We start from the raw sequence: 26,124 nt of genomic DNA, 5'->3' as shown, positions 1-26,124 counted from the left end.
AATCGTTACCAGCAAGAGGGGAGCCCCTTAAAGCTCTATGTTCAAAAGTTGCCCGGTCAATTGCAACAATTGCAGTTCGGCCAGTTTGGCGTCATATTTGGCCAAGTTCTTATTGGTCTGGGCATTCAAAAGGTTGATTTGCGCCTGACGGAACTCTATCGATGTTATACGCCCCAACTGAAACTGTTCCCTTGAGCGTTCAAAATTGTTTTGATTGGTAATTACGTTTTGTTCTTGGATGCGATAAATGTTCAAGCGGTTTTCGTAGATATCCAAGGCATTCCGAATATCGCGATCTACCTGTAGTTTGACCTGTTCTTTCAAAAGTTCCTGATTTTCGTAGGCGATTCTTGAATTTTTTACGCGGACGGTGGTTCCGCCCCCGTCAAAGATGTTCCAGGTAAGGCTTGCCCCCAGTCCGAAATTCCACGTTTCGTTGTTCGTACCCGGAAAAAATGCCGAAGGGGCACTTTGGTTGAGGTTCCATCCGTAGGTGCCCGTAAGTCCTACGGTTGGCAGGTAGCCCGATTTGTTCACTTTGATGTCGTATTCGTTGATGGCGAGGCTTCGTTCGGACTGTAGCACGGCCACGTTGTTCAATTCGGCCTGGGCGATCAACTCTTCCAACCGGAGCTTGGGAATAAAGGTAATCAAGGTATCGACCTCGAAGGAGGCATCGAGGTTCCGGTTGAGGACAACGTTCAGGTCGCGTTTGGCATTGCGCAATTGCTGCTGCGTATTCAAGAGGTTGATACTGTCATTGGTCACATCTACCTGGGCGTTCAATATATCCAATTTGGTATTCTGCCCGTATTCAAAGGCGTACTCTGCCCTGGTGATACGCTGCATCGATATTTCGAGGGCCTCTTGCAGTACGTTTTTGTTTTCGGTGAGCCTGGCCACTTCAAAATACACACTGAACAATTGCAGCAAGGTATTTTCGATGGTCTCCCTGGCCTGCAGCTCGCTGAGCTGGTATTGTTCCTTAAGCCGCTTGTAATTGTAAAAGCGGCCCAAACCATCGAAGAGGGTGTAATTGACGTTCAAAGCCGAACTGTAACGTTGGGCCTCGGCCTTGTACAGGTCTTGGTCGGGCCTGGGACTCCCGTCCTCGTTCAACTGACCGGGAAACTCGATGGTCGAATCGTCCCGATTGTAATCTGCGCCGGCCGTTGCCGTAATGCTAGGCAGGTAGCCCGAGTTGAGGACACCTTGGTTGTTATCGGCGATCTTTACCTCGTTGCGCGCCACCTTGATGTCAAAATTATTCCGCAAGGCCAGTTCTATGGCTTCATCCTTTGACAATACTCGACCTTGCGCGAAGGTAAGGGTACCTATCGCCAAACATAAAAGCGTGGCGCTCGTTTTGATTATCTTCATTCTTGACTATTCTTTGCCTCCAATTCCATTTTCGGCGAATCGCTATGTTCGAGGTTTCCGTTTTGACCATGTACGGAACCTTTTTGCATTTTACGTTCTTCCTCTTGTTCGATTATGGCCCGTTCCACTTCTTCCTTACTTACCACTCCCCCTTTGACCAGCCACTTCTTACCTACTTTCATCTTGTTGCTGAAGGCCAGGAACAGCGGCAGCATCAACAAGGTTAGAATCGTGGCAAACCCGATACCATAGGCAATTGAAATGGCCATTGGTTTCAAGAACTGGGCCTGCCGGCTCTTTTCCAAGAGCAAGGGGGCGAGCCCCGCAATGGTAGTGACCGAGGTGAGGAAGATCGCCCTAAAGCGCGACCGTCCCGCATCGTAGATGGCATCGTCGAATTTCATCCCCTTCCTTAAGTTTCCATTGAACTTGCTGATGAGTACCAAGCCGTCGTTTACCATAATACCTATCAAGGCTATGATACCCAACATAGAGAGCATATTGACCGGAAAACCGTGGATCCAATGCCCCCATGCCACGGCCGTAAGGCTAAAGGGCACCATTAGGATGAGCAACAAGGGCTGGCTAAAGCTCCTGAAGGTAAAGGCTATGGTGATATAAATCAACAATAACACGGACAGGCCGACCACCCTCAAGGAATCGGTCATTTTCTTGGCCTCCCTGTTCTGCCCTTCATAAGATGCGGTAACCGTCGGGTATTTGGAGTGTATTTCGGGCATGATATTCGTCCGGATGTCCGTCATAATATCGGTGGCCGTCGTGGTTTTTTCATCCTTTAGGTCGGCCGTAACCTGAATTTCCCGCTGCCCTTCGAGGTGGTTGATGGCCACATCGCCACGTTGTATGGTATAATTGGCGATTTCCTTCAGGGGAACCTTGCTGCCACTTGGGGTGGTGATACGCATTTCATCCAGGTCGGTAATCGACGACCGGTTTTCCCGGTCATAACGCACCCACACCCGTATTTCATCCTGGCCACGTTGAAAGCGCTGTGCCTGGGCCCCAAAAAAACCGGCCCGAACTTGGTCCATAACGGTTCTCAGGTCGAGTCCCAACAAATAGGCGTTCTCCTTAAGTTCCAATCGGATTTCCTTGATACCGGCCGGGTCGTTGTCGGCAACGTCCTTAAGCAGGGCATTGTTCAGCATGGCCGCCTTCAATTCGTTCTTCGCGGCCTTGAGCTCCTCTATGTTGTTGCCCAATAGCGACACCGAAACGGGGCTCCCGCCAAAATTACCCCCGGAGCCATAGATCAGGCTTTCGACCCCCACTACGGGCCCGACCAATTCTTGCAAGCGATTGGTAACCATATCGGCCCTGATCTCGTCGGGACGTTCTTCGCCCGGCAATAAATTGATGACCAAATTGGCCGTAGAGGAGCCCGGCCCCAAATTTCGTATCGTGTTTTCAAAAAGCTGCTTGCCCGTGCCTTTCAGGTACTTCTCGGTAAGCTCTTGATTGACAATTTTCGACTTCTCCTCAATAAGGCTTATAATGCTATCCGTTACCTTTTCGTGGGTACCGTTGGGCATCAGCAACTCTATGGTAAGCTTATCGCTGGCCACCCTGGGAAAGAAAGAAGTCCGTACGATCCCCCCGCCCAGGGAACCAATGGTCAAGACCAGGGCAATGGCAAAAAAGGAAAAGGTCAATATCTTGTGCTTGAGACCGAACCGCAGGGCGGGACTGTACATCCTATCCCTCATCCACACCATTAAACGGTCGCCCAGTTCATTAATTCGCCGCAATTGGGCAAAAGCCTGGCCAATTTTTGTCTTGGGCCGTTTTTCCATGGGCGCCAGGGCCTTGGAATGCGCCAAGTGGGCCGGCAATATGATCAGGGCCTCTACCAGGGAGACGACCAAGGTGAGAATAACGATCACCGACACCTCGCTAAAGAATTCCCCGATCCGTCCGTCTAGAAAAAGGAAGATGGAAAAAGCCAAGATGGTGGTGATAATGGCCGATACGATGGGCGGTATCACCTCGAGGGTACCGTCTATCGCCGCCTGTATGGGCGATTTCCCCTTTTCGTAATGTTGGTAAATGTTCTCGGCGATCACAATACCATCGTCTACCAGGATACCGATAACGATAATCATCCCGAAAAGGGAAAGGACGTTTATGGTAACATCGAAATATTGGGCAAAGATGAACATGCCCAAAAACGAGATCGGTAAGCCAAAGGCCACCCAGAATGCCAATCGGGTATTGAGAAAAAGCGAAAGAAATACGAGCACCAGGATCATTCCCACGATGGCGTTCTCGGTAAGTAGTTCGGTGCGCTGGTTCAGGGTCTTCGATTGGTCGCTTACCACGTTGAGCTTGATATTGTTATGCTTGTGGTTAAAGTCTTCGATATACGCCTTGACCTTGTCGGCAGAGGAAATCAAATCTTCGGTATTGGTGCTGGTAATCGATGTGTTTACCGAAAGTTGCCCGTTGAAATAAGAGGCGTTGGGAGATTCGGCGAAGCGATCCCGAACAATGGCCACATCCTTTAAGCGTACCGTTTGGCCCGAGGCATCGGCCCTTATAATCAGATTGGAGAGTTCCTTGCCGTAGTACGACCGGTTATTGGCCCTTATCAAATACTCTTCGGTATCGGTCTTAATGTTTCCGCCCGTAACGAGAATGTTGGCATTGCCAACGGCCTGGGCCACATCGTTAAAGGAAACATTATAGGCCAGAAGACTATTCTCGTTGACCGCAATTTCTATTTCCTCCTCAGGAAAGCCGGTCATTTCGATCTGCGAGATCCCATCAATGGCCCGGAGTTCGTTTTCGACCTGCCTGCCGATGTGCTTTAACACATCCAAGGGAACATTCTCGCCACTTATGGCAAAACTGATGGTCTGTCTAATGGCCTCGAGCTTGGAGACCACCAAGGGCTCCATACCCGTTGGAAACGAAGGGACCCTATCGACCGCATTCTTTACCTCGAGCAACATAAAATCGATATCCCTGCCCTTTTCGATCTCGACATTGATAAGGCCACTGTTTTCCCGCGAAGTAGAGGTAACGCGGTCAACCCCCTCCAGGCCCTTCAGGTTGTCTTCGATCTTAAGCACTATCCCTTCCTCTACCTCCTGGGGCGAAGCCCCGGGATAAGTGATGTTTATGGTGATATTCTTGGAATCGGAGAGGGGAAAGTACGATGAATTGAGCGTCAGCATGCCGGCAATACCAAAAATGGCAAAGGCCATGATAAAGACATCTACCGCCACATGATACTTTATAAAATAAGAGATGATATTTTTCATGGGCGACGGTTACGGATTGCTCTTTTCTTCCAAAATCTTTACAAGCATGCCTGCATAGGCGCCCACTACGGGCTTGGAGACTATGGTCGTTCCGTCGGGCACGTCTTTCAAAACCACTGTCTTGTCGGAGAAATAGACCGGTTTTACGTCGATTTGATCCAAAACGGAGTCCCTGACCACAAAGATCTTATCGTTTTCGAGCAGTAGCCCCCGATCGATCTCTATGGCATCCTGTTCTTCCTTGGCGTTCAAATTGGCCTCGAGGTACATGCCTTCCCGCAACCCTTCATCCTTCACCTCGATAAATGCCTTGATGGTCTGTGAGGCCTGATCGACACTGGCGTTGACTCGCGAAACCTTGCCCTCATAGCTTCGGGTTCGGTCTAAATTTACCAGCTCTACCTTCTCGCCGATCTTAAGCAGGTCGCTGTAGGTCTTTGCGATCGACACTTCCAGTTCGTATACGCCGGTATCGATAAACTCCCCCAGTTTTTGTCCCGAACGGATCAAGGTACCCTCCGTAACCAGGGCCTCCGTAAGTACCCCGTTGAAAGGCGCAGTGATCCGGTACTTGACCAAACGCTGTTCCAAATTTTTGACGTTGTAATAATTGGTGAGTATACCGCGGCCCGAAATAAAGAACTTCTCTTTTTCGGTCGTCATTTCCGGTAAGGGGGGTGTCGTCTTCTCGATATCGAAGCTTCCCAGATACGCTTCCCATTTGGGGTATATTTCCGGGTAATCGAGCCTTAGATCCGGCATGATCGAGGTAATCAGATTGTACAAATTGCTTTTGGCCGATTGGACACTTGCCGAATATTCGGCCGCATCGATTCGGATAATGGTCTCTCCGGCATTGTAGGCCTGGCCTGCCTTGAAAAGTTTCGCCCCCCTTCTAAAAACCCCTTGTACCTCCGAATACAGTTCTACACGTTGCTTGGCAATAAGGTTTCCGTTCGCAGGTACCTTTATGGGCACCGGACCATTTTGAACGGTTTCCACAAAAACCGTTTTTACAATTTTTTCCGGTTTGGGCTTGGGAGTGGTCTTACTGTCGATAATGGCCTTGGCGGCAAAAATAGAAAGAATGATCAATAGTACCCCGATTACGGAAAGGACTACTTTACGTGTATTCATAAATTAAAGCTAGTTAGTTGGTGGTTTGACTACAAAACTATCCAATAGTTTCAGCCGGTATAGTTAAATGTATCTTAAATGTAATTGTAGGGCATTAAAGAAAAAAGAGATGCCCAATGCATCCCTTTAACCAAACTAATCAATAAATTTCGGTACTAGTCAATATCATCATCCTCAAACTTGGTATCGGCCATTCGCGTTTTACTGAAATTGGGGTCTTTGAAATCGCGTTCCAAATCCTCCTTATCGTAATCGAACACCAAGAAATCGCGGGAAGAGCCCATACGCTCCAAGTTCTTTACCGATTCGAATTTATTGTTCTGGATTTGAAATACCTCCAGGCTTGCCAATTGTTCGAACTCGGCCGGCACCTCGCCCCCAAGTTGATTGTTCGCAAGAACCAATTCCTTAAGTTTCGTCAACTTTCCCATTTCGGGCGGTATGCTTCCCTCAAGGGTGTTTTCGAAAAGCCCCAAGCTTTCCAGGGAAGACAGGCTGCCCAAAGATTTGGGAATATCGCCCTTTAGGCTATTGCTTGAAAGGTTCAATACTTTTAGGTTCTTGATGTCACCAATACTCTCCGGAATACTTCCCGTCAAAAAATTATTGAAGGCCGTTAACTCCTCCAGGTTTTTCATCTTGCCAAGGGCCACCGGCAACTCGCCCTTAAGTCGGTTCATTTCCAATTTGAGGGTTCGCAACCTAGTGAGGTTTACCATTTCTTCGGGAAGTTCTCCCGTAATCGAGTTAAAGGCCAAGTTCAACAAGGTCAAATTTTTCAGCTGGGCAATACTTCCGGGTATAGTACCACTTAAATTATTTCTGAACAGGTTTATTTCGGATACATGGTCGTTGACCACCTTGACTCCGTACCATTCCGAAACATCGGTGTCCGTATCCCATTTATGGGTCCATTGATTGCCATTGGTAGACTTATAAAATTCGATTAAAGCCTCTTTTTCCGTTACGGGAACCTCTGCCTTAAGAGAACTGGCCGAGAACGACAAAAGGACGAGATAGATTAAAATATTTTTCATATCGGGTTAGGTTTTACGCTAGCGACAACATCGGTCAACTAAGAAATACCCTACAAAATACGGATTTCGATAGACGAAAACCAAAAAAATATCGGCCAACTGCCCTATATTGTTGTGAAAGCCCCGGATTTTGTTGTGTTTTACTTTTTTTAGAGGAAGTTTAACACCTTCATTCGCCCATATTCTCAAGCTGAAGGGTTATTTCTCCCCATCGCTCCATTAAGTCCTCGAGCTCCTTTTTCTTGTTTTGGTAGGTATCGAAAAAGTTGGGTTTGGCGATAGTGGCGTCGTAATCCATCAGCAATTCATGGTCGATATCGGCAATCTGTTTTTCGAGTTGGGCGATCTTATTTTCAACCGAGCTCAATTTGTTTTTGAGCGATTTGAGCTTTTTCTGGTCTTTAAAACTATTGTTTTTGGGTTTGTCCGAAGTCTTTTTTTCCTTTTCCGATTTCTTTTCGATTACCCTAAAGTCTTCGGCCTTGCGCTGTTCGAGATAAAAATCGATATCCCCTAAATACTCTTTGATCTTTTTGTCCTTGAACTCGTATACCTTATTGGTCAGGCCCTGCAGAAAGTCCCTATCGTGGGAAACGACCACCAAGGTACCCTCGAAATTGGTCAAGGCCTGTTTCAATACATTCTTCGACTGGATATCGAGGTGGTTGGTCGGTTCGTCCATTACCAAAACGTTGAAGGGCTGAAGCAGCATTTTGGCCAAGGCCAATCGGTTTCTTTCGCCCCCCGATAGCACTTTGACATATTTATCGACCTCATCGCCCCGGAACAAAAAGGAACCCAAGATATCCCTTACCTTACTTCTGTTCTTTTCGTTGGCCGCATCGATCATGGTATCGAGTATGGTCTTGTTCCCGTCGAGATACTCGGCCTGGTTCTGGGCAAAATATCCGATTTGCACATTGTGCCCCAGTTTCATCTTGCCCTCGTAATCGAGCTCGCCCACCATGATTTTCGCCAATGTGGACTTGCCTTGGCCGTTTTGTCCGACAAAGGCGGTCTTGCTATCGCGCTCCAGCAACAGGTTGATATCCTTTAGAACCTCTTTATCCCCATAACTTTTGGAAAGGTTTTCGATTTCGGCCACGACCTTGCCCGGGGTGACGGAAACGGGAAAACGAAGGTTCATGACGGCATTGTCGTCTTGGTCCACCTCGATCCGCTCCATCTTATCGAGTTTTTTGATCAAGGATTGCGCCATGGAAGCCTTGCTACTTTTGGCCCTGAACTTCTCGATCAGTCTTTCGGCCTGCTGGATCTCCCTTTCCTGGTTCTTTTGGGCGTTCAATTGTTGCTCTTTGATCTCTCCCCTCAGCTTTAAGAACTGCGTATAGGGTTTGTTGTAGTCGTAAATGCGCCCCAACGATATTTCGATGGTCCGGTTGGTTACATTGTCCAAGAACATTTTATCGTGCGATACGATTACCACGGCACCGGTATAATTGTTCAAGAACTGTTCCAGCCAAATGATCGATTCGATATCGAGATGGTTGGTCGGCTCATCGAGCAGGAGCACGTCGTTGCTCTGCAATAGCAACTTCGCCAGCTCGATCCGCATTCGCCACCCCCCGGAAAAGGTTTCGGTCTTCTTGTCAAAATCTTCGCGCTTAAAACCCAGGCCCAATAGAATTTTCTCCGTATCGCCCTGATAATTGTAGCCCCCTAAGATCTCATACCTGTGGGTGAGGTCGCTCAGGTCTACGATCAATTGGTTATAGCTCTCACTTTCGTAATCGGTTCGTTCGGCCAGTTGGTGGTTGACCTGATCGAGCTGCAGCTCCATGGCCTTTATTTCGGAAAATGCCTGGTAGGCTTCCTCCAAGACGGTACGTCCTTCCTCGAAATCGATATCCTGCCTAAGAAACCCGATCTTGATATTTTTTTCCTTGGCAATGGTTCCCATATCCGGTTCAAAATCTTGGGCCAGCAACTTGAGCAGGGTCGATTTTCCCGCCCCGTTCTTACCTATTAGCCCTACGCGGTCGCCCCCGTTGAGCCGAAAGGAAATTTCTTCAAAAAGGTATTCACCACCAAAGGATACCGAAAGATTATGGATGTTCAACATTGAAATTGGTTTCGAGATATTATATTCCGCTTTCTAGTTCGCCATTCGAAAACCACGGAGATAAAAACGTTTGAATTGTAACAAATATTACCGATAAAGATAGGCGTATTACTTACTTTTGTCAAAATTCTTGCAAATGTTAAAAAAAGGAAACAAACTATACAGCATTTTAACAGGAACTTGTCCCAGGTGCCATAACGAAAGTATGTACCTTGAATCCAACCCCTATAAAATGGGCCACCTTTTTGAGATGCACGAACGTTGCTCGCATTGTGGCCTAAAATACAAAATGGAGCCCTCTTTTTTTTATGGGGCGATGTATGTAAGCTATGCCGTAGGTGTCGCCTTTGCCGTAGCCGCCTTTATTATCGCCTTTGTTTTTTTCGGAGCCTCGTTGTTGAACACCTTTTTCGCCATCATCGGAACCTTGGTCGTCTTCATGCCGGTCATTATCAGGCTTTCGAGGAACATTTGGATCAATTTCTTTATCAAGTACGACAAAAAGGCCGGCAAGGTACACTCCTAAGCCCTAGTTGTCAAAACGGCGAATGTCCATTTCGGCATCGAGGGCGATACCCTCCTCAATAAAATCAAGGAGCTGCCTTGAAGCATAAGGGGCGATCAGCACCCCTCGCGAACCGAAGCCGTTGAGTACATAAAGGTTTTTATGTTCGGGATGCCTGCCTACCAAGGGCCTTCTATCGCTTACCGTAGGCCTGACCCCCGCCAGCTGTCCCACCACCTCATAATCGCACGATATCAAGGCGCCCAGCTTTTGCTCTAAGGCTTCCTTTGTCCTTTGCGTAGGCTCGTTCGTCTTATCCCTCCATTCGTAGTTGGCTCCGACCTGATAGAGGTCGTTTCCCAAAGGGATAACGAAGACCGATGATTTGAGGGCGAAATCGATTTTCAGGTCCACGGCCTTGACCACTAGGTATTCGCCCTTGCTTCCATTGAGCGGTAGGTAGTTAAAAAAGGGATTCCCCTTCATACCGAAGCCTTCGGCAAAAACAATTTTACCTGCCCTGATACCCTTGTACTCCACAAACCTCTCGTTAATATGCAATTTGGCATAATCAAAGGTTTCGGCGAGGAGCCTATCGTTTTCAGCAAGCCGATCGGTATAGCCATCGACCAGTTTATTGGTATCGATGCGTCCGGTATGGAGCACTTCCCCGAAGCCCAATGGGGCATCTATATTCGAATGGGTATTCGGATGAATTGTAGGCGATAGAAACTTGCCCAGTCCCATTTTATCGGATGCCTCGAACCACATGTTCTGCTCTTCGATGGAACTAAGGCGACGATAGACCGGAAAGGGGTGGTCCAAGCTCCCCAGCTTTGCCTCCAAGGCCGCATAGAAGGGCTTGGCCCCTTGCAACTGCACATCGGCCTTCCAGGCCAAGGTAAAGCGTTTTAAAATTACCGGATTGTACAAGCCGCCCGCAACCCTTGAAGAGGTTTGTGAGCGGTCGCTAACCACCTTAAACGTCTTATCGGCGCCATCGAGCCGCTCGGCAAAGGAAATGCCGGCCAGCCCAAGCCCTACGATCAAATAATCCAACATGGGGGCAAAGGTAACCAATGTAAACCTCTTTTGGTACCGGGATGGAAACGAAAAAGGGCGCCCCGACCAAATGGTCGGGGCGCCCTGTATTATTGAATTGGAATATTTTTTAGGCCTAATAAGCCCACATGTCTTGTTCGCGGTCGCGGATGGTCTCTTGGATCCTTTTGGCCTCCAACAATTGGAACAACGCATTGTTGGGAATATAGTCGTTGACCTTGCGGTCGCCGTGTACGTTGTCTTCCCTATAGATGACCCCATTGAACCTTCTTGCGTTCAACAACATATCAAAGGAAATGGGCTGGGCCGAGTTTCTTTGGTTGAACACCTTGGCCTCGTGCAAGATCTTTCTGGCATCCGGGTACCATACCCAGAACAGCTCCACCTTGGCATCTGCGGGATCCATGGACTCATCGTCTATAAAGTTGACATCCGGAGCCACGGGCGCTATACCCAAAAGACGGTACTTCAATTCTCCTTGGCGCTTGTCGAAGTACCACATGCCTTTGATACGGTATTCTTCGATATCGGCGGCCGTAATGCTTCTTTTCATGACGTACTCGGGAGAAAGTTCTTCACCGGCATTGATCTGTTCGTATCCATAATCGGTGGTATCGACCCTTTGCAAAGTAGCCTCAAGGTCGGAAAACTTTCGCTTATCGGTAAAGTACGAATCGGCATAGACGTCTTCGAGCTCACCATTTTTAATGCTCCTTAACAACACATCGTACAGGGATCTTCTGTCGCTACCTATATCAACGGTGTCGGTCGGATAATACAAAGGGAAATTCACCCTTTCATCAAGGTCGATGACCTCCCAAACCGTCTTGGACCAAAGTATGTCACGATCGTCGACATAACCGTATTCCAAGGGTGCATCGTTGTCCAAAGCCTTCTGGGCCTCGGTCTTTATTCCGATTTCCTCCGGCTTTTTGGCGTTTAGGATGTTCGCCTGGGCCATCATGGAAACAGGTAACAAAGTTACTGCTCCGATTACTAAAACATTCTTCCAATTCATGTTTGTCAATTTTAAAATTACCGGGCAACCAATGGCTGCCCGGTTTTTCACTTAATATTAGTTTGTGATCTCCACGACTACAGGAGATACTTTTTTCAACTTGTAACTCTTGTTATTGGTGATGTAGGCCTCGATATCGAATATCTGAACCACATCTCCCCTTTTAGCCCTTTTCAAGGCTGTTTTGGCCATACCGTTCAACTTGTTGCCTTTTACACTTACGGTAGGCTGGCCGGGCACCTTGAACTTAAATCCGCTAACCGCGAGGTTCAGATCAAAGTCAAAGTCTTCCAACATAGCTCCGATAGTAGCTATCTCCATGTTGGCCCTTGGCAACTTAACCGTACCATCTTGCTTGCTTACGGTACCTGCAGGCCTTGGAATATCCTTGATCCTGAATTCGGACTTAGACGAAACCGTTTGGCCATCAGGCAATGTACCTGAAGCGGTAATGGTAACCGTTCTACCCTTACCTGGGTTCATTACGTACTTACTGCCTCCAACGGACTTAAGACCTGGAGCCGAAGCTTTTACCTTGTTGTTGGGTATACCCGGAATAGAGATGGACATCGGGTTGGCAACGCCCCTATAGACAACGTTCATCTTGTCGGCGGCGATCAAGGCGGCATTAGGCTTGCTGATGGTAGCAAAGGTATTGTTCACAGGCACTTCGATCTCTTCCCCATCTTGTTGGAAGAAAAGTTTTCCCTTTACAACATGGTCTCCTGGAGAACCGGCGCTGATCAACATTTTGACCCCACCTTCTTCCAACCTATAATCGGTTCCTTCGGTAAGTTTACGTCCGTCCAAGGTCAACTCGGCCCTTACAGGCTTGGAGCTGTTGTCCGTTTTGCTGATAATGATCTTACCATCGTATTTTTCTCCACTGTAGTAAGCGGACTTACTACCGAACAAAGAGGTCTGGAAGTTCTTCAAGGAAACCTGATCGCTCAACTCACCTTCGAGCATAGCCTTCAAGGCAGACTCTTCGGTAGCCTTTATATCGGCTTGCAGCGCAGTCAATTTAGCCAAAGAAGCCACTTGAGGGAATCCTTCGTAGTGATATTTGATCCAATCGACCTTGGAACCGTCGCGCGTTTCCACTTTTCCGTTCTCGTCACCGGTTTCGAACCTAGCTTCTACCGAAGACTTGATTCCTTTGGGCACCATGGCCGAAACCTGGTCGCGGTAATCGTGGATGCGCTTCAAGAACTCTTTTCCACCTTCTGAAAGGCCATCTCCTTGGAAGAACTTTTGGTCTAGGTAATCGGACTTGTCCATTACCATATAATCCTTGGGATCTTCGACGCCTTCCATCATCTCGGTCTTAAGACCGTCCAAATAATCGTAAAACTCTTTGGACATAGCCTTGATCTTCTGGGCGTCTTCGTATAACTTCTTATACTTGGCGGCATCTTCCGATGCCTTGGTTTCCAAATTAGCCAAGTAGGCTTCGTTACTTTCTATTGTTTTGGCGTTGGAAGCCTCTAGTCTTTCGTTCATAATACCGAAAGCCGAAAGTACTTCCTTACTCATGTTTAACGCCAACATTGCGATGAACACCAGATACATTAGGTTGATCATCTTCTGACGTGGTGTTTGTTTTCCTCCTGCCATGTTTTCTAATTAGATTTGATTAATTAATGATTTGGGGATACTAATATCTAATTAGTTTCTGGTCATTGCGCTCAACATACCACCGTATACTCCGTTCAAGGAAGAAAGGTTGGTTGCCAAGGATTCCATTTGGTCTTTAAGTGCCGCGGCGTTCTGCACCACTTCTTCGTTGACCGAGGCTTGTTTGCTCGCACTCTCCAATTGAACTTTGTACAGGCTGTTCAAAGACTCCATTTGAGCGGCGGCCTGCAACATTTCCTCGGAATATTTTCTTGTAGATTCCATTGCATCGACGGTCGGGGCGATACCTTTGGCGGCACCTTCGAAATTCCTAATGCTGGTACCTAGGCTCTCCATCAAGTTGGCATCGACACCGGCTTCTTTCAGCAAGTTGTCCAGTTTAGCCGACAATGAGGCCTCTGCTTCCTTGATCTCGGCAGCTTCACTGCTCTTTCTTTGTTGCGATTCACCTCCGGCCAACTCTGGGTATACCAAAGACCAATCGTATTCGTCGTCTACCGGTTCAAAGGCACTAATAGCAAAAATAAGCGCTTCGGTAATAAGACCGATGGCAAGTAGGACACCACCGTTTAAGGGGCCAAGCTCCCAGTGAAGGATTTTAAACAATGCACCAATGATTACTACCGATGCTCCAAGGCCGTAGGCCATGTTAAACAGTTTTTTTGTTGATTTTGACTGTGCCATAATTTAAGATTTAATTTGAAATTTAATGTTAAAAATAAAGATTTGGTTTAATGTTTGGAACTATTGTCCCCAATCGCATTTCTCAATTGCGATCCGGAACGGTGTATTTGAACTTTAACTATTTGCCGGGACCCTTTCCCCTTGGGGCTTGGTTCCCTATTTTATTATTTTATTGGGTCGAATCTTCTTCCCCCATATAATCCTGAACGGTCCTGAACCCTATATAGCTACGGGCCGAATCGGCGTATTCGTAATCGCGGGTACTTACCTGTAGGAAGTAAGCAACGTCTTTCCAAGAACCACCGCGAATAACCTTTCTGGCATTGGCGGCATCACCACCGTTGGGGTTCATGGTCGAAACGAATTCGTAGGAGTTCGGATCATAGCTCGAGTTGGTCCACTCAGAAACGTTACCCGCCATATTGTACAGGTTATAGTCGTTTGGCTCATAAGATTTCGCCTCTACGGTATACAGGGCGGCATCTGCGGCATAATCGCCCCTCTGGGGCTTAAAGTTGGCCATAAAGCAACCGGTATCGCTTATTACGTACGGACCGCCCCAAGGATAGGTCCCTCCTTCGATACCACCTCTGGCGGCATACTCCCATTCGGCCTCGGTAGGCAACCTGAACTGGTTGACAAACTGTTTGCCCCGGCTCTTTTGGTCGTCGTTCTTCAACTTGGTCCTCCAATTACAGAAGGCCCTCGCCTGGTCCCATGACACCCCTACAACAGGATAGTCGCTATAGGCATCGTGCCAAAAGTAATCGTTGTGCATCGGCTCGTTATAGGAATATTCGAAATCGCGGATCCAAACCGTGGTGTCGGGATAAATCTCCAATTCTTCGTGACGGATAAAATCCTTTCTGCTACCCGTCCTTGAGCGGGCCGCGGCTTCAATATCCATCCAACTGTATTTGTACTTCAACTTGGTGACGTCGATGGTACGCTGACCATTGTACGACTCCTCTTCCGGGATGTACAAAGAATCCATCACCTCGGTATAATACTCATCGGGATACTCCGAAATATCCCAAACCAGGTCTTGGTCTTTGTTCAACGCCCTTCCCTCATAACCAGTCTCGCCCATACCGGCATAATTATCCAGCATATACTTGTCATAGGCCGAAAGTTTGGTCGTATCGGCATCCTTGAAGGCGTATTCACCAATACCCCCATCTTCCGGGCCCAAGCCAAGCTCATCGGCCAAAATGGCCAACCTGGTCCTGGTAATGGAGTCTTTTACCCATTCTACGAACTGGCGATACTCGCTATTCGTAATTTCGGTATCATCCATATAGAACGATCTGACCGTAACGGTCTTTGTGGGTGCGTTCATGATCTTAGCCTGGTCCTCCTCGGTCTTACCCATTATAAAGGAACCTCTTGGAATGAGCACCATCCCATAGGGTTTCTCCGGATACCATTTTTTGCCTTGGGCCCCGACTAGCTCTCCTTTTGTTCTTGACCCACAACTACTGAGCAAAAAAACAAACGCTATAGATGATAACAATAGCTTTTTCATACTTTAGGTTAAATTTCGATTCTGGTTATTAACTGCAAATACTATGATTTAATTCTACACTCTAAAACTGTGATTTATTTAAATTATTGTATCAACGGCAATTATACTTTATTTTTTTTGACACTGTTATTACATCCCGCCATGGTAGCTGAAGCCCTTGTACAAAAGCCTTTTAAACCATAGCCTCTTTAATTGAACCCTTTTTTGTAAGCCTTCAGCCATCTTTCTGGGATATTTTGGTCGCAAGCTTGCAAATAGTCCGTTTTTGTGCATGGTAATAACGCAACGGCATTCGTTTTAGTGTGCGAAGACAAAATAGAAGGTACCTCAACCCACCACCTATCGGTCAGGTTGCTCTTGTAAAACACCAGTTGTTCGGTATCGCAGGGCACATTGTACTTGGTAAAGTTCTCCGCTTCCTCCAGCGGCGATTCGGTAATCCGAAAATTATATCCTTCGATGAAATACCAAATTATCTGGGCAACAAGCTGGGACGATTGCATGGCATTCTCCATTTCATAGATCCCAAAGACCATCACCTTATCACTGAAACCGGCATATCTCGAAATGGCACAGATCTCCCTTCCCGTGAAGCCATTGGGCGAAAAGTTATCGAGCAGTCCTATTTCACTGGCCCTTACGGCCCGGGCATCCATACTTACCATGTGCGCATTTCGCAGAACGGGCTCGGCCAAGGATATGTCGGCACCCAGATCCCCCAACCGATAGGCATCGAAGAACAAGCGCTCCATCAGGTCCATTTCCTCCTGTGCATTAAAATAGCTCTGATAGCCGATATTGGAAAAGTTATAAAGGTTATTGGGTTTTTCGGTAATGATCTTGCTCATGTACGAGTGCGATGAAATCAATTCGTCATCCATACCAAAATCAAAACGACTGTCTACGGCCACCAGGTTGACCAGGTCCTTGATCCCGTCGAAAGCGCGATAGGCCGGATAGGTAATGTCTTGTGTGGCCCCGATTATCACCGGCACGATACCTTCCTTGATCAGGGCGGCCAAGGTATTCTTGACCACAAAATAGGTGTCTTCGACCGTAGCCCCTTCCTCAATATCGCCAATATCGGCCAAGGTTGAATTCCAGTTGCCCATCAACAGTTTGTAGAGCTGGATGCGTATGCCCGATATATCCAGTTTCTCGGGTTTCTTCTCAAAGGCGTTTCTCGACTCGTTCACCCCTATAATGGCTATGTCAACCCCCTTCAGGTCGGGCAGGCCGTCCCGCTGGGTATGAATCCTCAAATGCTTGCCCAAGGCTTGTTGCGGCAATAGCTCACAGTGTGCCAATACCTTATCTTCGACGGGCACCAAAAAATCTAATTCCATCCAATACTAAAAATTACTTCGCTAAAGACCCAGGGTCTTCGATTTGCCAAAGATAATAACCGACAATGAAGTAACGCGCGCCAATCGTCCTTTATTAAGGGAATAAATTTCCTTTTTTGGACCAAAGTCCCCCAAGAACCACGATCCACAAGGGCCAAAACACAAAGACACCTTGGCCCGTGTTTCAGGCCAAGGTGTCTTTTCCGATAGTATTGCAGACCCACTTTCAATGGTCGCGGTCTATTTTTTCTTGGCCTTGGGTTTGGCCTTGGCCTTTTTCTTTGGTGCCTTTTTTTCAATTAAGGCCTTGGCCTCTTCCAACGACATCTTGGCCGCATCTACGGTTTTGGCCAATTCTACCTTTGTCTTGCCCTTGATGATATTGTGCCGCCCCCAACGTGCCTTTTCGATACGTATGCCTTCATCTTCCCAGTTCTGCACGACCTTGTCGATTTCCTTTTGCTTTTTCGCCTCGATGAGCTCGATGATATCGGCTTCCGAAAGGTTGTCAAAATCGTACTTTTTATTGACGTTGATGAACATACCGTCCCATTTGATAAAGGGCCCGAAACGACCGGTGCCCTTGGTCACCTCCTTGCCTTCATAAACATAGATGGGCGCATCGGCCTTTTGTTTTTCCTTGATAAGTTCGACCGCACGTTCAAAATCGACCTCGAAGGCACTTTCCCCTTTTTCGAGGGACACGAATTTTTTGCCAAAACGCACATAGGGGCCGAACCTTCCCACGTTCGCCTCAACCTCCTCGCCTTCGTAAACCCCTAGTTTTCTCGGAAGTTTAAAGAGTTCCATGGCCTCTTCGTAGGTAATGGTGTTCAAGGACTGGCTGGGCAAAAGGCTGGCGAACCGGGGTTTTTCCTCATCATCTACCGTACCTATCTGTACCATCGGCCCGAACCGCCCTAAGCGCACGGACACTTGGCGTCCCGTCGCCGGGTCTTCGCCCAAGATACGTTCGCCACTGGCCCGGTCGGCATTTTCCTGAACATCGAGCACCATGGGGTGAAAATCCTTGTAAAAGTCCTTCATCACCTTCTGCCAATCCTCATCTCCTTCGGCTATCTCATCAAAATCTTCCTCGACCTTGGCCGTAAAGTTGTAGTCCAAAATATTGGCAAAATGGCTTACCAAGAAGTCGTTTACGATCATACCGATATCGGTGGGCACCAGTTTTCCCTTATCGGAACCGACCATTTCGGAAAGTTTTTTCTCTTGCACCTCCCCGGCTTCCAAAAGCAATTGTACATAATTGCGTTGCGTACCCTCTACGGTACCCTTTTCCACGTATCCCCTGTTTTGGATCGTAGAAATCGTGGGAGCGTAGGTAGAAGGCCGGCCAATGCCCAACTCTTCCAGTTTCTTGACCAAGGAGGCCTCCGTAAAACGGTACGGCGGCCTTGAAAAGCGTTCAGTGGCCGTTATATAGTTATTTTTCAATGCCTCGCCCACTTTCATGGCCGGGAGCATTCCTTCTTGCTCCTCTGCAAGGTCTTCTTCGTCGACCCCTTCCATATACACTTTGAGAAAACCGTCGAACTTGATTACCTCGCCGTTGGCCGTAAACTGTTCCGAATGGGTACTCGCGGCAACCTTGACATTGGTCCGCTCCAACTCGGCATCGCTCATCTGTGAGGCGATGGTGCGTTTCCAAATAAGCTCGTACAGCTTCATTTGATCGCGCTCCAATGATGGGGACTGGTTGGTTATATCGGTCGGACGAATAGCTTCGTGTGCCTCTTGGGCCCCCTTTGACTTGCCCTTAAAGTTACGAACGGTGCTATATCTTTCCCCGTAATTGTTTATGATGGCCTCCTTGGCCGCATTGATGGCCTCCCCTGAAAGGTTGACGCTATCGGTCCTCATATACGTTATAAGTCCCGCCTCGTACAAGCGCTGGGCCACCTGCATGGTCCGTGCCACCGAAAAGTAAAGTTTTCGGGAAGCCTCCTGTTGCAAGGTAGAGGTCGTAAACGGTGCCGCCGGGGATTTCTTGGCGGGCTTTTTATCCAAGCTGCCTACCGAAAACTCAGCTCCTATGTTACTTCTCAAAAATGCCTCGGCCTCTTGTTTCGAGGAAAAGGTTTTGTTCAGTTTGGCGGAAAAAACGTTGCCATCCAAGGTCTTGAATTCGGCGGACACCCTGAAGGAAGCCTCGGGGGTAAACGCCTCTATCTCCCTTTCGCGCTCCACGATCAGCCTTACCGCTACCGATTGCACCCTACCGGCCGACAGGCCCGGCTTGATCTTCTTCCATAGTACGGGCGAAAGTTCGTATCCCACCAAACGGTCAAGTACCCGCCGTGCCTGTTGGGCATTGACAAGGTTATAATCTATTTCCCTTGGGTTTTCAATAGCCTTTTGAATCGCATTTTTGGTAATGGAGTTAAAGACTATTCGCTTGGTCTTGCTTTTATCGAGTTTCAAGGTCTCGGCCAAGTGCCAGGAAATGGCTTCCCCCTCGCGGTCTTCATCACTCGCCAACCAAATGGTCTCCGCTTTGTTGGCCAAGTCCCGTAGTTTCTTCACAAGGGCTTTTTTGTCGCTATCAACGATATACTTGGGCTGAAAATCGTTGTCGACATCTACCCCTAGTTCTTTGGAAGGCAAATCGGCAATGTGCCCGAAACTGGACTCCACCTTATAATCCTTTCCTAAAAATTTCTCTATGGTCTTCGCCTTTGCTGGGGACTCTACTATTACTAAATTCTTGGCCATTCACGGTTTTTTGATGCAACAAAAGTAATTGAAATTTTTAATTCGCCCCTATACCATATAGTATAGGGACAAAAAACGCCCCGATATAACGGGGCGCTGAGCGGATTTATTATGCCTTGTCAATTCAGGTCAAAGGTGCTTATCAAGCGAATATCCCCTTCGAGGTATTCGTATTGGTACAACATCTTATCGCCGATCATCAAGAGTGAATTTTCCATAGGTATTACATCGTAGGTAACGATATCTTCAAATTGATTTAGCAACTTGAGGTCGTCGACATCGCTCTTATCGTAGACCTTCAGACCTGCCGCCCCGTCGCATATGAACAATTTGTCGTCTTTAAAGCCAAGTCCGTACGGCCCTTCCAAAGGATAAAATTTTCTGAGCTCGGGACTGGCCAAATGGGTCAGGTCGACAATATACAGCCCGCTTTCGGTTCCCCCGCACGAGTTTTCGCCCCTTAGGGTCACAAAGGCGATATCGCCATCCACCACCACGGGGTCGCAGGCCGTTCCGTGCACGAACTCCCCGACGAAGGCCGGCTTACTGGGCACACTGATATCGTATATGTACATACCTTGGGGGCCTCCCAAAAAAAGAACGTCGCCCTGGTTGTAGATCGTCTCTATGGCAGCTTCGGTATACACATCGTCAAGTACCTTTGGGTCGTCCAAATCGGAAATATCAAAAATACTGATGCTCGACCAGTCCACCGCGTACAGGTAGTCGCCCACGATCTTGAACCGCGCCAGTGACCCGCCTTGACCGACCGTTGGCTCCCCTGCGGACGAATCGGCATTGAACGACTCCCAGGCCAAGTCTATGTCGGGATACCCAAACCGGTTTCCAAATTCCTCTTCCGACAAGCTTTCGGTCTTTACCTCCCAACCAATTATGGCCTCCGAACCCGCATCAAAGTCACCGTAGTCGTAATAATCCGCCTCTGGCCAGTCGACATCAAAGCCTACGGTGCACCAATATTGCTGGTAAATCGCATTCTCTATTCGCTTGGCCTCGGGAATATTATCAATATCGGCAATATCAAAAATGACCAAATCGCCATAACTATCGGCATACAAACGATCGTTCTTGACCGAGATGTCGTTATTGCCCTCAAGCTTGATAAAGGCAACGTTCTCCGGTGCCTCAGGATTACTATTGTCCAATATGTGGAAGCCCCGGTTGACGTCGTTTACAAAAACATATTCCTTATAGGCATATATTTTGCCCGATTGTTGAATCGGCACAGGTTCGCTTACCGCCACGGCCTCTTCCTTGAATTGTCTCAGGTCGGAGGTAATGGGGGTAGCGATCAAATATTCTTTTTTAAGGCCATCGCCTTCGTCATCGGAACAGGAAACAAAGACCGTAGTCAGCACCACAAGCAATAGGTAAAAACTCTTTTTCATAACACTCGGTATTGGTTCTTCTTTTGTACTAGATGTATTTTTTTACCAATAGTTGCGTTTACGGAAGCCCCACGAAGCCAAATTGATCAACCTTCCCGTTCCGTTTGCACGGCATCCTTATATATAAAGTATGTGGGTATTTTGGCGAGCATGGCGGTAAAGAACACACCGACCAAACACAAAAACACCCCCAGTTCGGCCAAGAGCCCCATTACGATAATCAGGCCGAAGATGGTCAGCCAATTTTTGTTCCCCAATCGAAAGCTGGCCTTGGCGATTTCAATGGGAGTCAATGATTCGTTGAACGCGTAAAAGGCCGGCATCAACGAAATGGGCACGATAAAGTACAAAATCCCAATACCACAGAGCGCTGCGCCCAATAGGGAAAGCCCCAATATGACAAGCCCAAGAAAAAAGCCTTTCTTCCATCTTCCCTCCCTGAAGTAATAAAAGTAATCGTCGGGCCCATCGCCCGTCGTATCCTTCAACATGCAGATTCTCAAAAACGCTGCGTTGAGGGCGGTAGAAACCGTCATGACACCAAGTACAACCACCGGGACCAGCACGATCATGGCCCGCATAAGGGCCGGATCCATTTCATCGCGCCCCAACATTTCGGGATCCGTAATCCCTGCCATCAGCATAGGGCCGTACAACAGGATATAAAAAGGAAGTATCAGCACGAAGGTGAGGAGAAGGACCAAGAAACCCTGCAGCCACACTTTTTTAAAGAGCTCGATGGAGCGGCTAAAAATACTCCCAAAATCAAGGGGTTCGCTATGGGCTATACGGGCAATCGTCTGTTCAAAATCCATACGTCAAGGTTTTTCCCAAATTACTAAGAATTATTTAAATCAGGCTCCAAATACGTACTTCTTGCCCTTGTTATAAAATAGTATTAAAATTCACTGTCAATTTGTCATAAAACTGTTTAAAGCCCTATATTTGCTGCCCGTATTTTTGATAGGGAAAAACAGCGTATGGAAAAAACAATTGACGAATCGGTTCAGGGCTCCGCCCTATCGTTGGAGAAAAAAAACACCAACAGTCGGAAACTTTACATTGAAAGCTATGGCTGTCAGATGAATTTTTCCGACAGTGAGATAGTAGCGTCCATTCTTTCCAACGAAGGCTTCAATACGACACAGGAGCTGAAGGAAGCAGACCTTGTATTGGTGAACACCTGCTCCATTCGGGAAAAGGCCGAACTGACCGTCAGAAAGCGCCTTGAGAAATTCAATGCCATCAAAAAGGACAGGCCCCACATGAAAGTGGGGGTCTTGGGCTGTATGGCCGAGCGTTTAAAACACAAATTTCTCGAAGAGGAGAAAATAGTTGATATGGTGGTAGGTCCGGATGCCTACAAAGACCTGCCCAACCTCATTCAAGAGATAGACGAGGGAAGGAACGCGGTAAACGTCATACTTTCAAAAGACGAGACCTATGGCGATGTAGCCCCTGTCAGGCTGAACTCCAACGGCGTTACGGCATTTGTATCCATTACCCGGGGATGCGACAACATGTGCACCTTCTGCGTCGTACCCTTTACCCGGGGCCGCGAACGCAGTCGGGACCCGCAATCGATCGTCGACGAGGTAAACGACCTGTGGGAAAAGGGCTATAGGGAGGTTACCCTGCTGGGACAGAACGTCGACAGCTACCTGTGGTATGGCGGCGGCCTAAAAAAGGACTTTGCCAAGGCCTCCGAAATGCAGAAGGCCACGGCGGTCGATTTTGCACAACTACTGGAAAAGGTAGCTTTGGCACAGCCCCGCATGCGCATTCGTTTCTCGACCTCCAACCCCCAGGACATGACCTTGGACGTGATCCGTACCATGGCCAAGTACGAGAACATCTGCAATTACATACACCTGCCCGTTCAGAGCGGGAGCAACCGTATCTTAAAGGCGATGAACCGCCTGCATACGCGGGAGGAGTATTTTGAACTCATCGACAACATAAAGGCCATAATACCCGATTGTGCCATATCGCAAGACATGATCACCGGATTTCCAACGGAAACCGAACAAGACCATCAAGACACCTTGTCGCTGATGGAGTACGTGAAGTACGATTACGGTTTTATGTTCGCCTATTCCGAAAGACCGGGAACCCTTGCCGAAAGAAAATTGACCGATGACGTACCCGCCGAGGTCAAGAAGAGAAGGTTGGCTGAGATAATCGAACTACAACGTCGCCACTGCCAGGAACGCACCGAGCAACACCTAGGAAAAGTCCAAGAGGTTTTGATCGAGGGAACCTCAAAAAAATCGGAGGAACATTGGATGGGAAGAAACTCCCAGAATACGGTCGCCGTATTTCCCAAGGAAAATTACAAGGTTGGCGATTTTGTAATGGTCCGGATGGACGATTGCACATCGGCCACCCTCATCGGAAAGGCCGTCGGTTATTCTGACAACAACGTTTAATGTGATTCGTCCCTTCGTTTTGAAGGAAGCGCGTTAATCAAAAAAAACAGTCCCACGATATGTGGGTTTTCTAGTACTATGGAAAACATACAAGCCATAAAGCAACGCTTTGAGATCATCGGAAACGACCCGAAGCTCAATCGGGCCATCGAGAAGGCGGTACAGGTAGCCCCTACCGATATCTCGGTATTGGTTACCGGGGAGAGCGGGGTGGGCAAAGAGGCCATACCGAAAATAATCCACTCCCTATCGCACCGCAAGCACGCGAAATACATTGCGGTAAACTGCGGTGCCATACCCGAAGGAACCATAGACAGTGAGCTTTTCGGCCATGAAAAAGGGGCCTTTACAGGTGCCACGCAAACCCGCAGCGGATATTTTGAAGTGGCCGATGGCGGCACCATCTTTCTCGACGAGGTCGGCGAATTGCCCCTAACCACCCAAGTGCGCCTATTGCGTGTTCTTGAAAACGGCGAATTCTTGAAGGTAGGCTCCTCACAGGTGCAAAAAACCAACGTCAGGATCGTGGCCGCCACCAACGTCAACATGTTCGAGGCGATCAAGCGCGAGAAATTCCGCGAAGACCTTTACTACAGGCTCAGCACCGTTGAAATCAATATTCCGCCCTTGCGCGAGCGGCAGGGCGACATCCATCTGCTGTTTCGAAAATTCGCCTCCGACTTCGGGCAGAAGTACAAAATGCCCACCATTCGGCTGGAAGACGATGCCATCGACCTGTTGGTCAAATACCGTTGGCCCGGCAACATTAGGCAATTGCGCAATATCGCCGAACAGATTTCCGTACTTGAAGCCAGCCGTTCGGTTTCGTGGGAAACCCTTAACAGCTACTTGCCCAGTTCGAACGGTACCAACCTGCCGGCCGTGGTAGGCCAGAAGAAGTCCGAAAGCGATTTCAGCAACGAGAGGGAAATCTTGTACAAGGTGCTTTTCGACATGAAGAGCGACCTGAACGACCTTAAGAAGTTGACGCTCGAACTCATGAAAAACAACGACGGCGAAAAGGTGCAGGAAGAAAACCAGGGCCTAATTCGCAAGATTTACGGGGAAAATGGTGAGGATCTACAAGACGATGGGCGCTCGGCCCTCGAAGTCCTTCACTTGCCCGAGCCCCAGGCCGAGCACACGTCGAGCCGTCCCCCGGTAGAGGACAAATACCATTTTGCCGAGGAAATAGAGGAAGAAGAAACCCTATCTTTACAGGAAAAGGAGGTAGAATTGATCAGAAAGTCGTTGGAGCGCAACAAGGGAAAACGCAAGGCGGCAGCCGCAGAACTCGGTATATCGGAGCGCACCCTTTACAGAAAGATCAAACAGTACGACCTTTAACCCTTAACACAGCGAGCATTGAAACGATTAAAAACATACCTGGTATTATCACTTACCGCCATTTGCCTACAAGGTTGCGGCGTATACAATTTTACAGGGGGCAATGTGGGTACGGCCACCACCTTTACGATACCTACATTTCAGAATTACGCGACCCAAAATCCGGGGTCTACCTTTGAACCCGGCCTCGAACGCGATTTTACCCTGGCCCTGCAAGACCGGATCCTTAACCAGACCAGCCTCGACCTGGTCAGCTCGAACGGAGACCTTTTATATGAAGGGGAAATTGTGGAATATCGCATTTCGCCCATGAGCGCCACAGCCAACCAAACCGCGGCCCAGAACAGGCTGTCGATGGCCGTAAATGTGCGTTTTTACAACAAGACCAAGGAAGATGCCGATTTCGAGCAGCGCTTTTCGTTTTTCTACGATTACGACGACAGCGTTCAATTATCATCGGTAAAGGACGAAGCCCTCGAGGTTATCTTCGAACGTATAACCCAGGATATCTTTAACGCCTCTTTGGCCGATTGGTAGCAAAGACCGAAGCCTGTAGTGCAGCACCGAACATGAATGTAAAAGATTTTACATATTTGCTCCAGAACCCCGATAAGGTGGTTACGCCCATCCAGACCAAGCAGCTGGAGGAGGTACTCGAAGAGTATCCGTATTTTCAAGCGGCCCGGGCACTGCACCTCAAAGGCCTTAAAAACCTGAACAGCTTCAAGTACAACAATGCCCTTAAATTGACCGCCGCCTATACCGCCGACCGCGACGTACTGTTCGATTTTATAACCTCGCAAGAATTCCTGCAAAACACCATAGCCGATACCATCTCGGGCAAGAAGGACACTTTGGCGGAAACCGACATCGTATCGGAGGAGGTCAAGGCGACAGAAAAACACCCGAAAAAGGAGCAAGTCAAAGACACCCCCATCCCCCTTTCAAAAGAAGAGGCCGAAACCATTCTAGACCCCAAGCTCTTTACCTCGAAAGACCCTAAGATAGACGAAGAGATCAAAGCCTCGAAGGCAAGGGCCCAAAAAGAGCTGGAAATGGGCCATCCCCTGCCCTTCACGAAAAAGGAAAAATACTCCTTTGGCGAATGGCTCCAGTTAACGGCGTTCAAATCGGTCAAGCGCGATGAAGAAAAGCCCGAACATACCGCCCCCGAGCCGACAAAGACCAAAGGGACCACAAATTTCCCCTTGGAGGAAGACGTCTTAAAGAAGAAAAAATTCGAATTGATAGACAAGTTCATCGCCGAAAACCCAAAAATCAGCCCCAACAAGGAAGCCCCTAAGGTAGCTATCGCCGATTCGGTCAAGATCGACAAGAAAGAATTGATGACCGAGACATTGGCCAAGGTATATTTGGAACAAAAAAAGTACAAAAAAGCCATTCAGGCCTACAAAATTTTAAGTTTGAAATATCCGGAAAAAAGTGGTTTCTTTGCAGACCGAATCAAAGCGGTTGAAAGAATTCAACTCGATAACAAGTAAGGAAG

General features: G+C 48.1%; 19 protein-coding genes. 5 read left to right on the top strand and 14 right to left on the bottom strand.

Annotated features, from left to right (window positions below; all coding sequences use genetic code 11):
• Nucleotides 1-27 precede the first annotated feature (27 nt).
• The 5 genes from BUB37_RS05110 to abc-f all read right to left on the bottom strand — a co-directional run bounded on the left by BUB37_RS05110 (nucleotide 28) and on the right by abc-f (nucleotide 8,921).
• Entirely contained in the window at nucleotides 28-1,380 is a 1,353-nt protein-coding gene (locus BUB37_RS05110; RefSeq protein WP_072989465.1) for a TolC family protein, read from the bottom strand.
• On the bottom strand, nucleotides 1,377-4,664 hold the full coding sequence (locus tag BUB37_RS05105; RefSeq protein WP_094766532.1) for an efflux RND transporter permease subunit: 3,288 nt from the start codon (nucleotides 4,662-4,664) through the stop codon (nucleotides 1,377-1,379). The genes BUB37_RS05110 and BUB37_RS05105 overlap by 4 nt, the downstream gene beginning before the upstream one ends.
• A 9-nt stretch (nucleotides 4,665-4,673) precedes the next feature.
• Nucleotides 4,674-5,801: an efflux RND transporter periplasmic adaptor subunit gene (locus BUB37_RS05100; RefSeq protein ID WP_072989462.1), complete on the bottom strand. Its 1,128-nt coding sequence runs from the start codon at nucleotides 5,799-5,801 to the stop codon at nucleotides 4,674-4,676.
• Between the two features lie 155 nt (nucleotides 5,802-5,956).
• The gene (locus tag BUB37_RS05095) at nucleotides 5,957-6,838 is read right to left on the bottom strand and encodes a hypothetical protein (protein ID WP_072989459.1); all 882 of its coding nucleotides are present in this window, start codon (nucleotides 6,836-6,838) and stop codon (nucleotides 5,957-5,959) included.
• A 169-nt stretch (nucleotides 6,839-7,007) separates the two neighbouring features.
• A complete protein-coding gene (gene abc-f / locus BUB37_RS05090) occupies nucleotides 7,008-8,921 on the bottom strand; it encodes a ribosomal protection-like ABC-F family protein (protein WP_072989456.1) in 1,914 nt (637 codons plus the stop codon).
• A 136-nt stretch (nucleotides 8,922-9,057) separates the two neighbouring features.
• Here abc-f and BUB37_RS05085 point away from each other — a divergent pair, with 136 nt between their 5' ends.
• On the top strand, nucleotides 9,058-9,447 hold the full coding sequence (locus BUB37_RS05085) for a DUF983 domain-containing protein (RefSeq protein WP_072989453.1): 390 nt from the start codon (nucleotides 9,058-9,060) through the stop codon (nucleotides 9,445-9,447).
• A 3-nt stretch (nucleotides 9,448-9,450) separates the two neighbouring features.
• Here the strand turns inward: BUB37_RS05085 and BUB37_RS05080 are convergent, their stop codons facing one another.
• From BUB37_RS05080 to BUB37_RS05040, 9 genes are all read right to left on the bottom strand, one after another.
• On the bottom strand, nucleotides 9,451-10,506 hold the full coding sequence (locus BUB37_RS05080; protein WP_317616545.1) for an NAD(P)/FAD-dependent oxidoreductase: 1,056 nt from the start codon (nucleotides 10,504-10,506) through the stop codon (nucleotides 9,451-9,453).
• 97 nt (nucleotides 10,507-10,603) lie between these two features.
• Nucleotides 10,604-11,506: a type IX secretion system ring subunit PorN/GldN gene (gene porN, locus BUB37_RS05075; protein ID WP_072989449.1), complete on the bottom strand. Its 903-nt coding sequence runs from the start codon at nucleotides 11,504-11,506 to the stop codon at nucleotides 10,604-10,606.
• A 57-nt stretch (nucleotides 11,507-11,563) separates the two neighbouring features.
• The gene (porM, locus tag BUB37_RS05070) at nucleotides 11,564-13,123 is read right to left on the bottom strand and encodes a type IX secretion system motor protein PorM/GldM (RefSeq protein ID WP_072989444.1); all 1,560 of its coding nucleotides are present in this window, start codon (nucleotides 13,121-13,123) and stop codon (nucleotides 11,564-11,566) included.
• Between the two features lie 51 nt (nucleotides 13,124-13,174).
• Nucleotides 13,175-13,828, bottom strand: coding sequence for a type IX secretion system motor protein PorL/GldL (gene porL / locus BUB37_RS05065; RefSeq protein WP_072989440.1), 654 nt, complete (start codon nucleotides 13,826-13,828; stop codon nucleotides 13,175-13,177).
• Between the two features lie 169 nt (nucleotides 13,829-13,997).
• Nucleotides 13,998-15,353 (bottom strand): T9SS ring complex lipoprotein PorK/GldK, encoded by a 1,356-nt coding sequence (gene porK / locus BUB37_RS05060; RefSeq protein ID WP_072989437.1) that lies wholly within the window; start codon nucleotides 15,351-15,353, stop codon nucleotides 13,998-14,000.
• Between the two features lie 188 nt (nucleotides 15,354-15,541).
• Nucleotides 15,542-16,699: a formimidoylglutamase gene (locus BUB37_RS05055; RefSeq protein ID WP_072989434.1), complete on the bottom strand. Its 1,158-nt coding sequence runs from the start codon at nucleotides 16,697-16,699 to the stop codon at nucleotides 15,542-15,544.
• Between the two features lie 240 nt (nucleotides 16,700-16,939).
• Nucleotides 16,940-19,432 carry a type I DNA topoisomerase gene (gene topA, locus BUB37_RS05050; RefSeq protein ID WP_072989431.1) on the bottom strand — a complete coding sequence of 831 codons (2,493 nt, stop codon included), beginning with the start codon at nucleotides 19,430-19,432 and terminating at the stop codon, nucleotides 16,940-16,942.
• A gap of 119 nt (nucleotides 19,433-19,551) precedes the next feature.
• A complete protein-coding gene (locus tag BUB37_RS05045; protein WP_072989428.1) occupies nucleotides 19,552-20,841 on the bottom strand; it encodes an LVIVD repeat-containing protein in 1,290 nt (429 codons plus the stop codon).
• 86 nt (nucleotides 20,842-20,927) lie between these two features.
• The gene (locus BUB37_RS05040) at nucleotides 20,928-21,656 is read right to left on the bottom strand and encodes a hypothetical protein (RefSeq protein ID WP_072989425.1); all 729 of its coding nucleotides are present in this window, start codon (nucleotides 21,654-21,656) and stop codon (nucleotides 20,928-20,930) included.
• 165 nt (nucleotides 21,657-21,821) lie between these two features.
• Here BUB37_RS05040 and miaB point away from each other — a divergent pair, with 165 nt between their 5' ends.
• The 4 genes from miaB to BUB37_RS05020 all read left to right on the top strand — a co-directional run bounded on the left by miaB (nucleotide 21,822) and on the right by BUB37_RS05020 (nucleotide 26,119).
• Complete coding sequence (miaB, locus tag BUB37_RS05035; RefSeq protein ID WP_072989421.1) at nucleotides 21,822-23,270, top strand: tRNA (N6-isopentenyl adenosine(37)-C2)-methylthiotransferase MiaB; 1,449 nt, start codon at nucleotides 21,822-21,824, stop codon at nucleotides 23,268-23,270.
• A 78-nt stretch (nucleotides 23,271-23,348) separates the two neighbouring features.
• Nucleotides 23,349-24,617 carry a sigma-54 interaction domain-containing protein gene (locus BUB37_RS05030; protein WP_072989418.1) on the top strand — a complete coding sequence of 423 codons (1,269 nt, stop codon included), beginning with the start codon at nucleotides 23,349-23,351 and terminating at the stop codon, nucleotides 24,615-24,617.
• A gap of 18 nt (nucleotides 24,618-24,635) precedes the next feature.
• Nucleotides 24,636-25,154 carry an LptE family protein gene (locus tag BUB37_RS05025; protein WP_072989413.1) on the top strand — a complete coding sequence of 173 codons (519 nt, stop codon included), beginning with the start codon at nucleotides 24,636-24,638 and terminating at the stop codon, nucleotides 25,152-25,154.
• Nucleotides 25,148-26,119: a hypothetical protein gene (locus BUB37_RS05020; protein WP_317616544.1), complete on the top strand. Its 972-nt coding sequence runs from the start codon at nucleotides 25,148-25,150 to the stop codon at nucleotides 26,117-26,119. Before BUB37_RS05025 ends, BUB37_RS05020 begins: the two co-directional genes overlap by 7 nt.
• Nucleotides 26,120-26,124 lie beyond the last annotated feature (5 nt).

This window comes from Pseudozobellia thermophila (assembly GCF_900141855.1).
Classification (GTDB): domain Bacteria; phylum Bacteroidota; class Bacteroidia; order Flavobacteriales; family Flavobacteriaceae; genus Pseudozobellia; species Pseudozobellia thermophila.
This window is presented reverse-complemented; position numbering and strand designations above follow the sequence as displayed.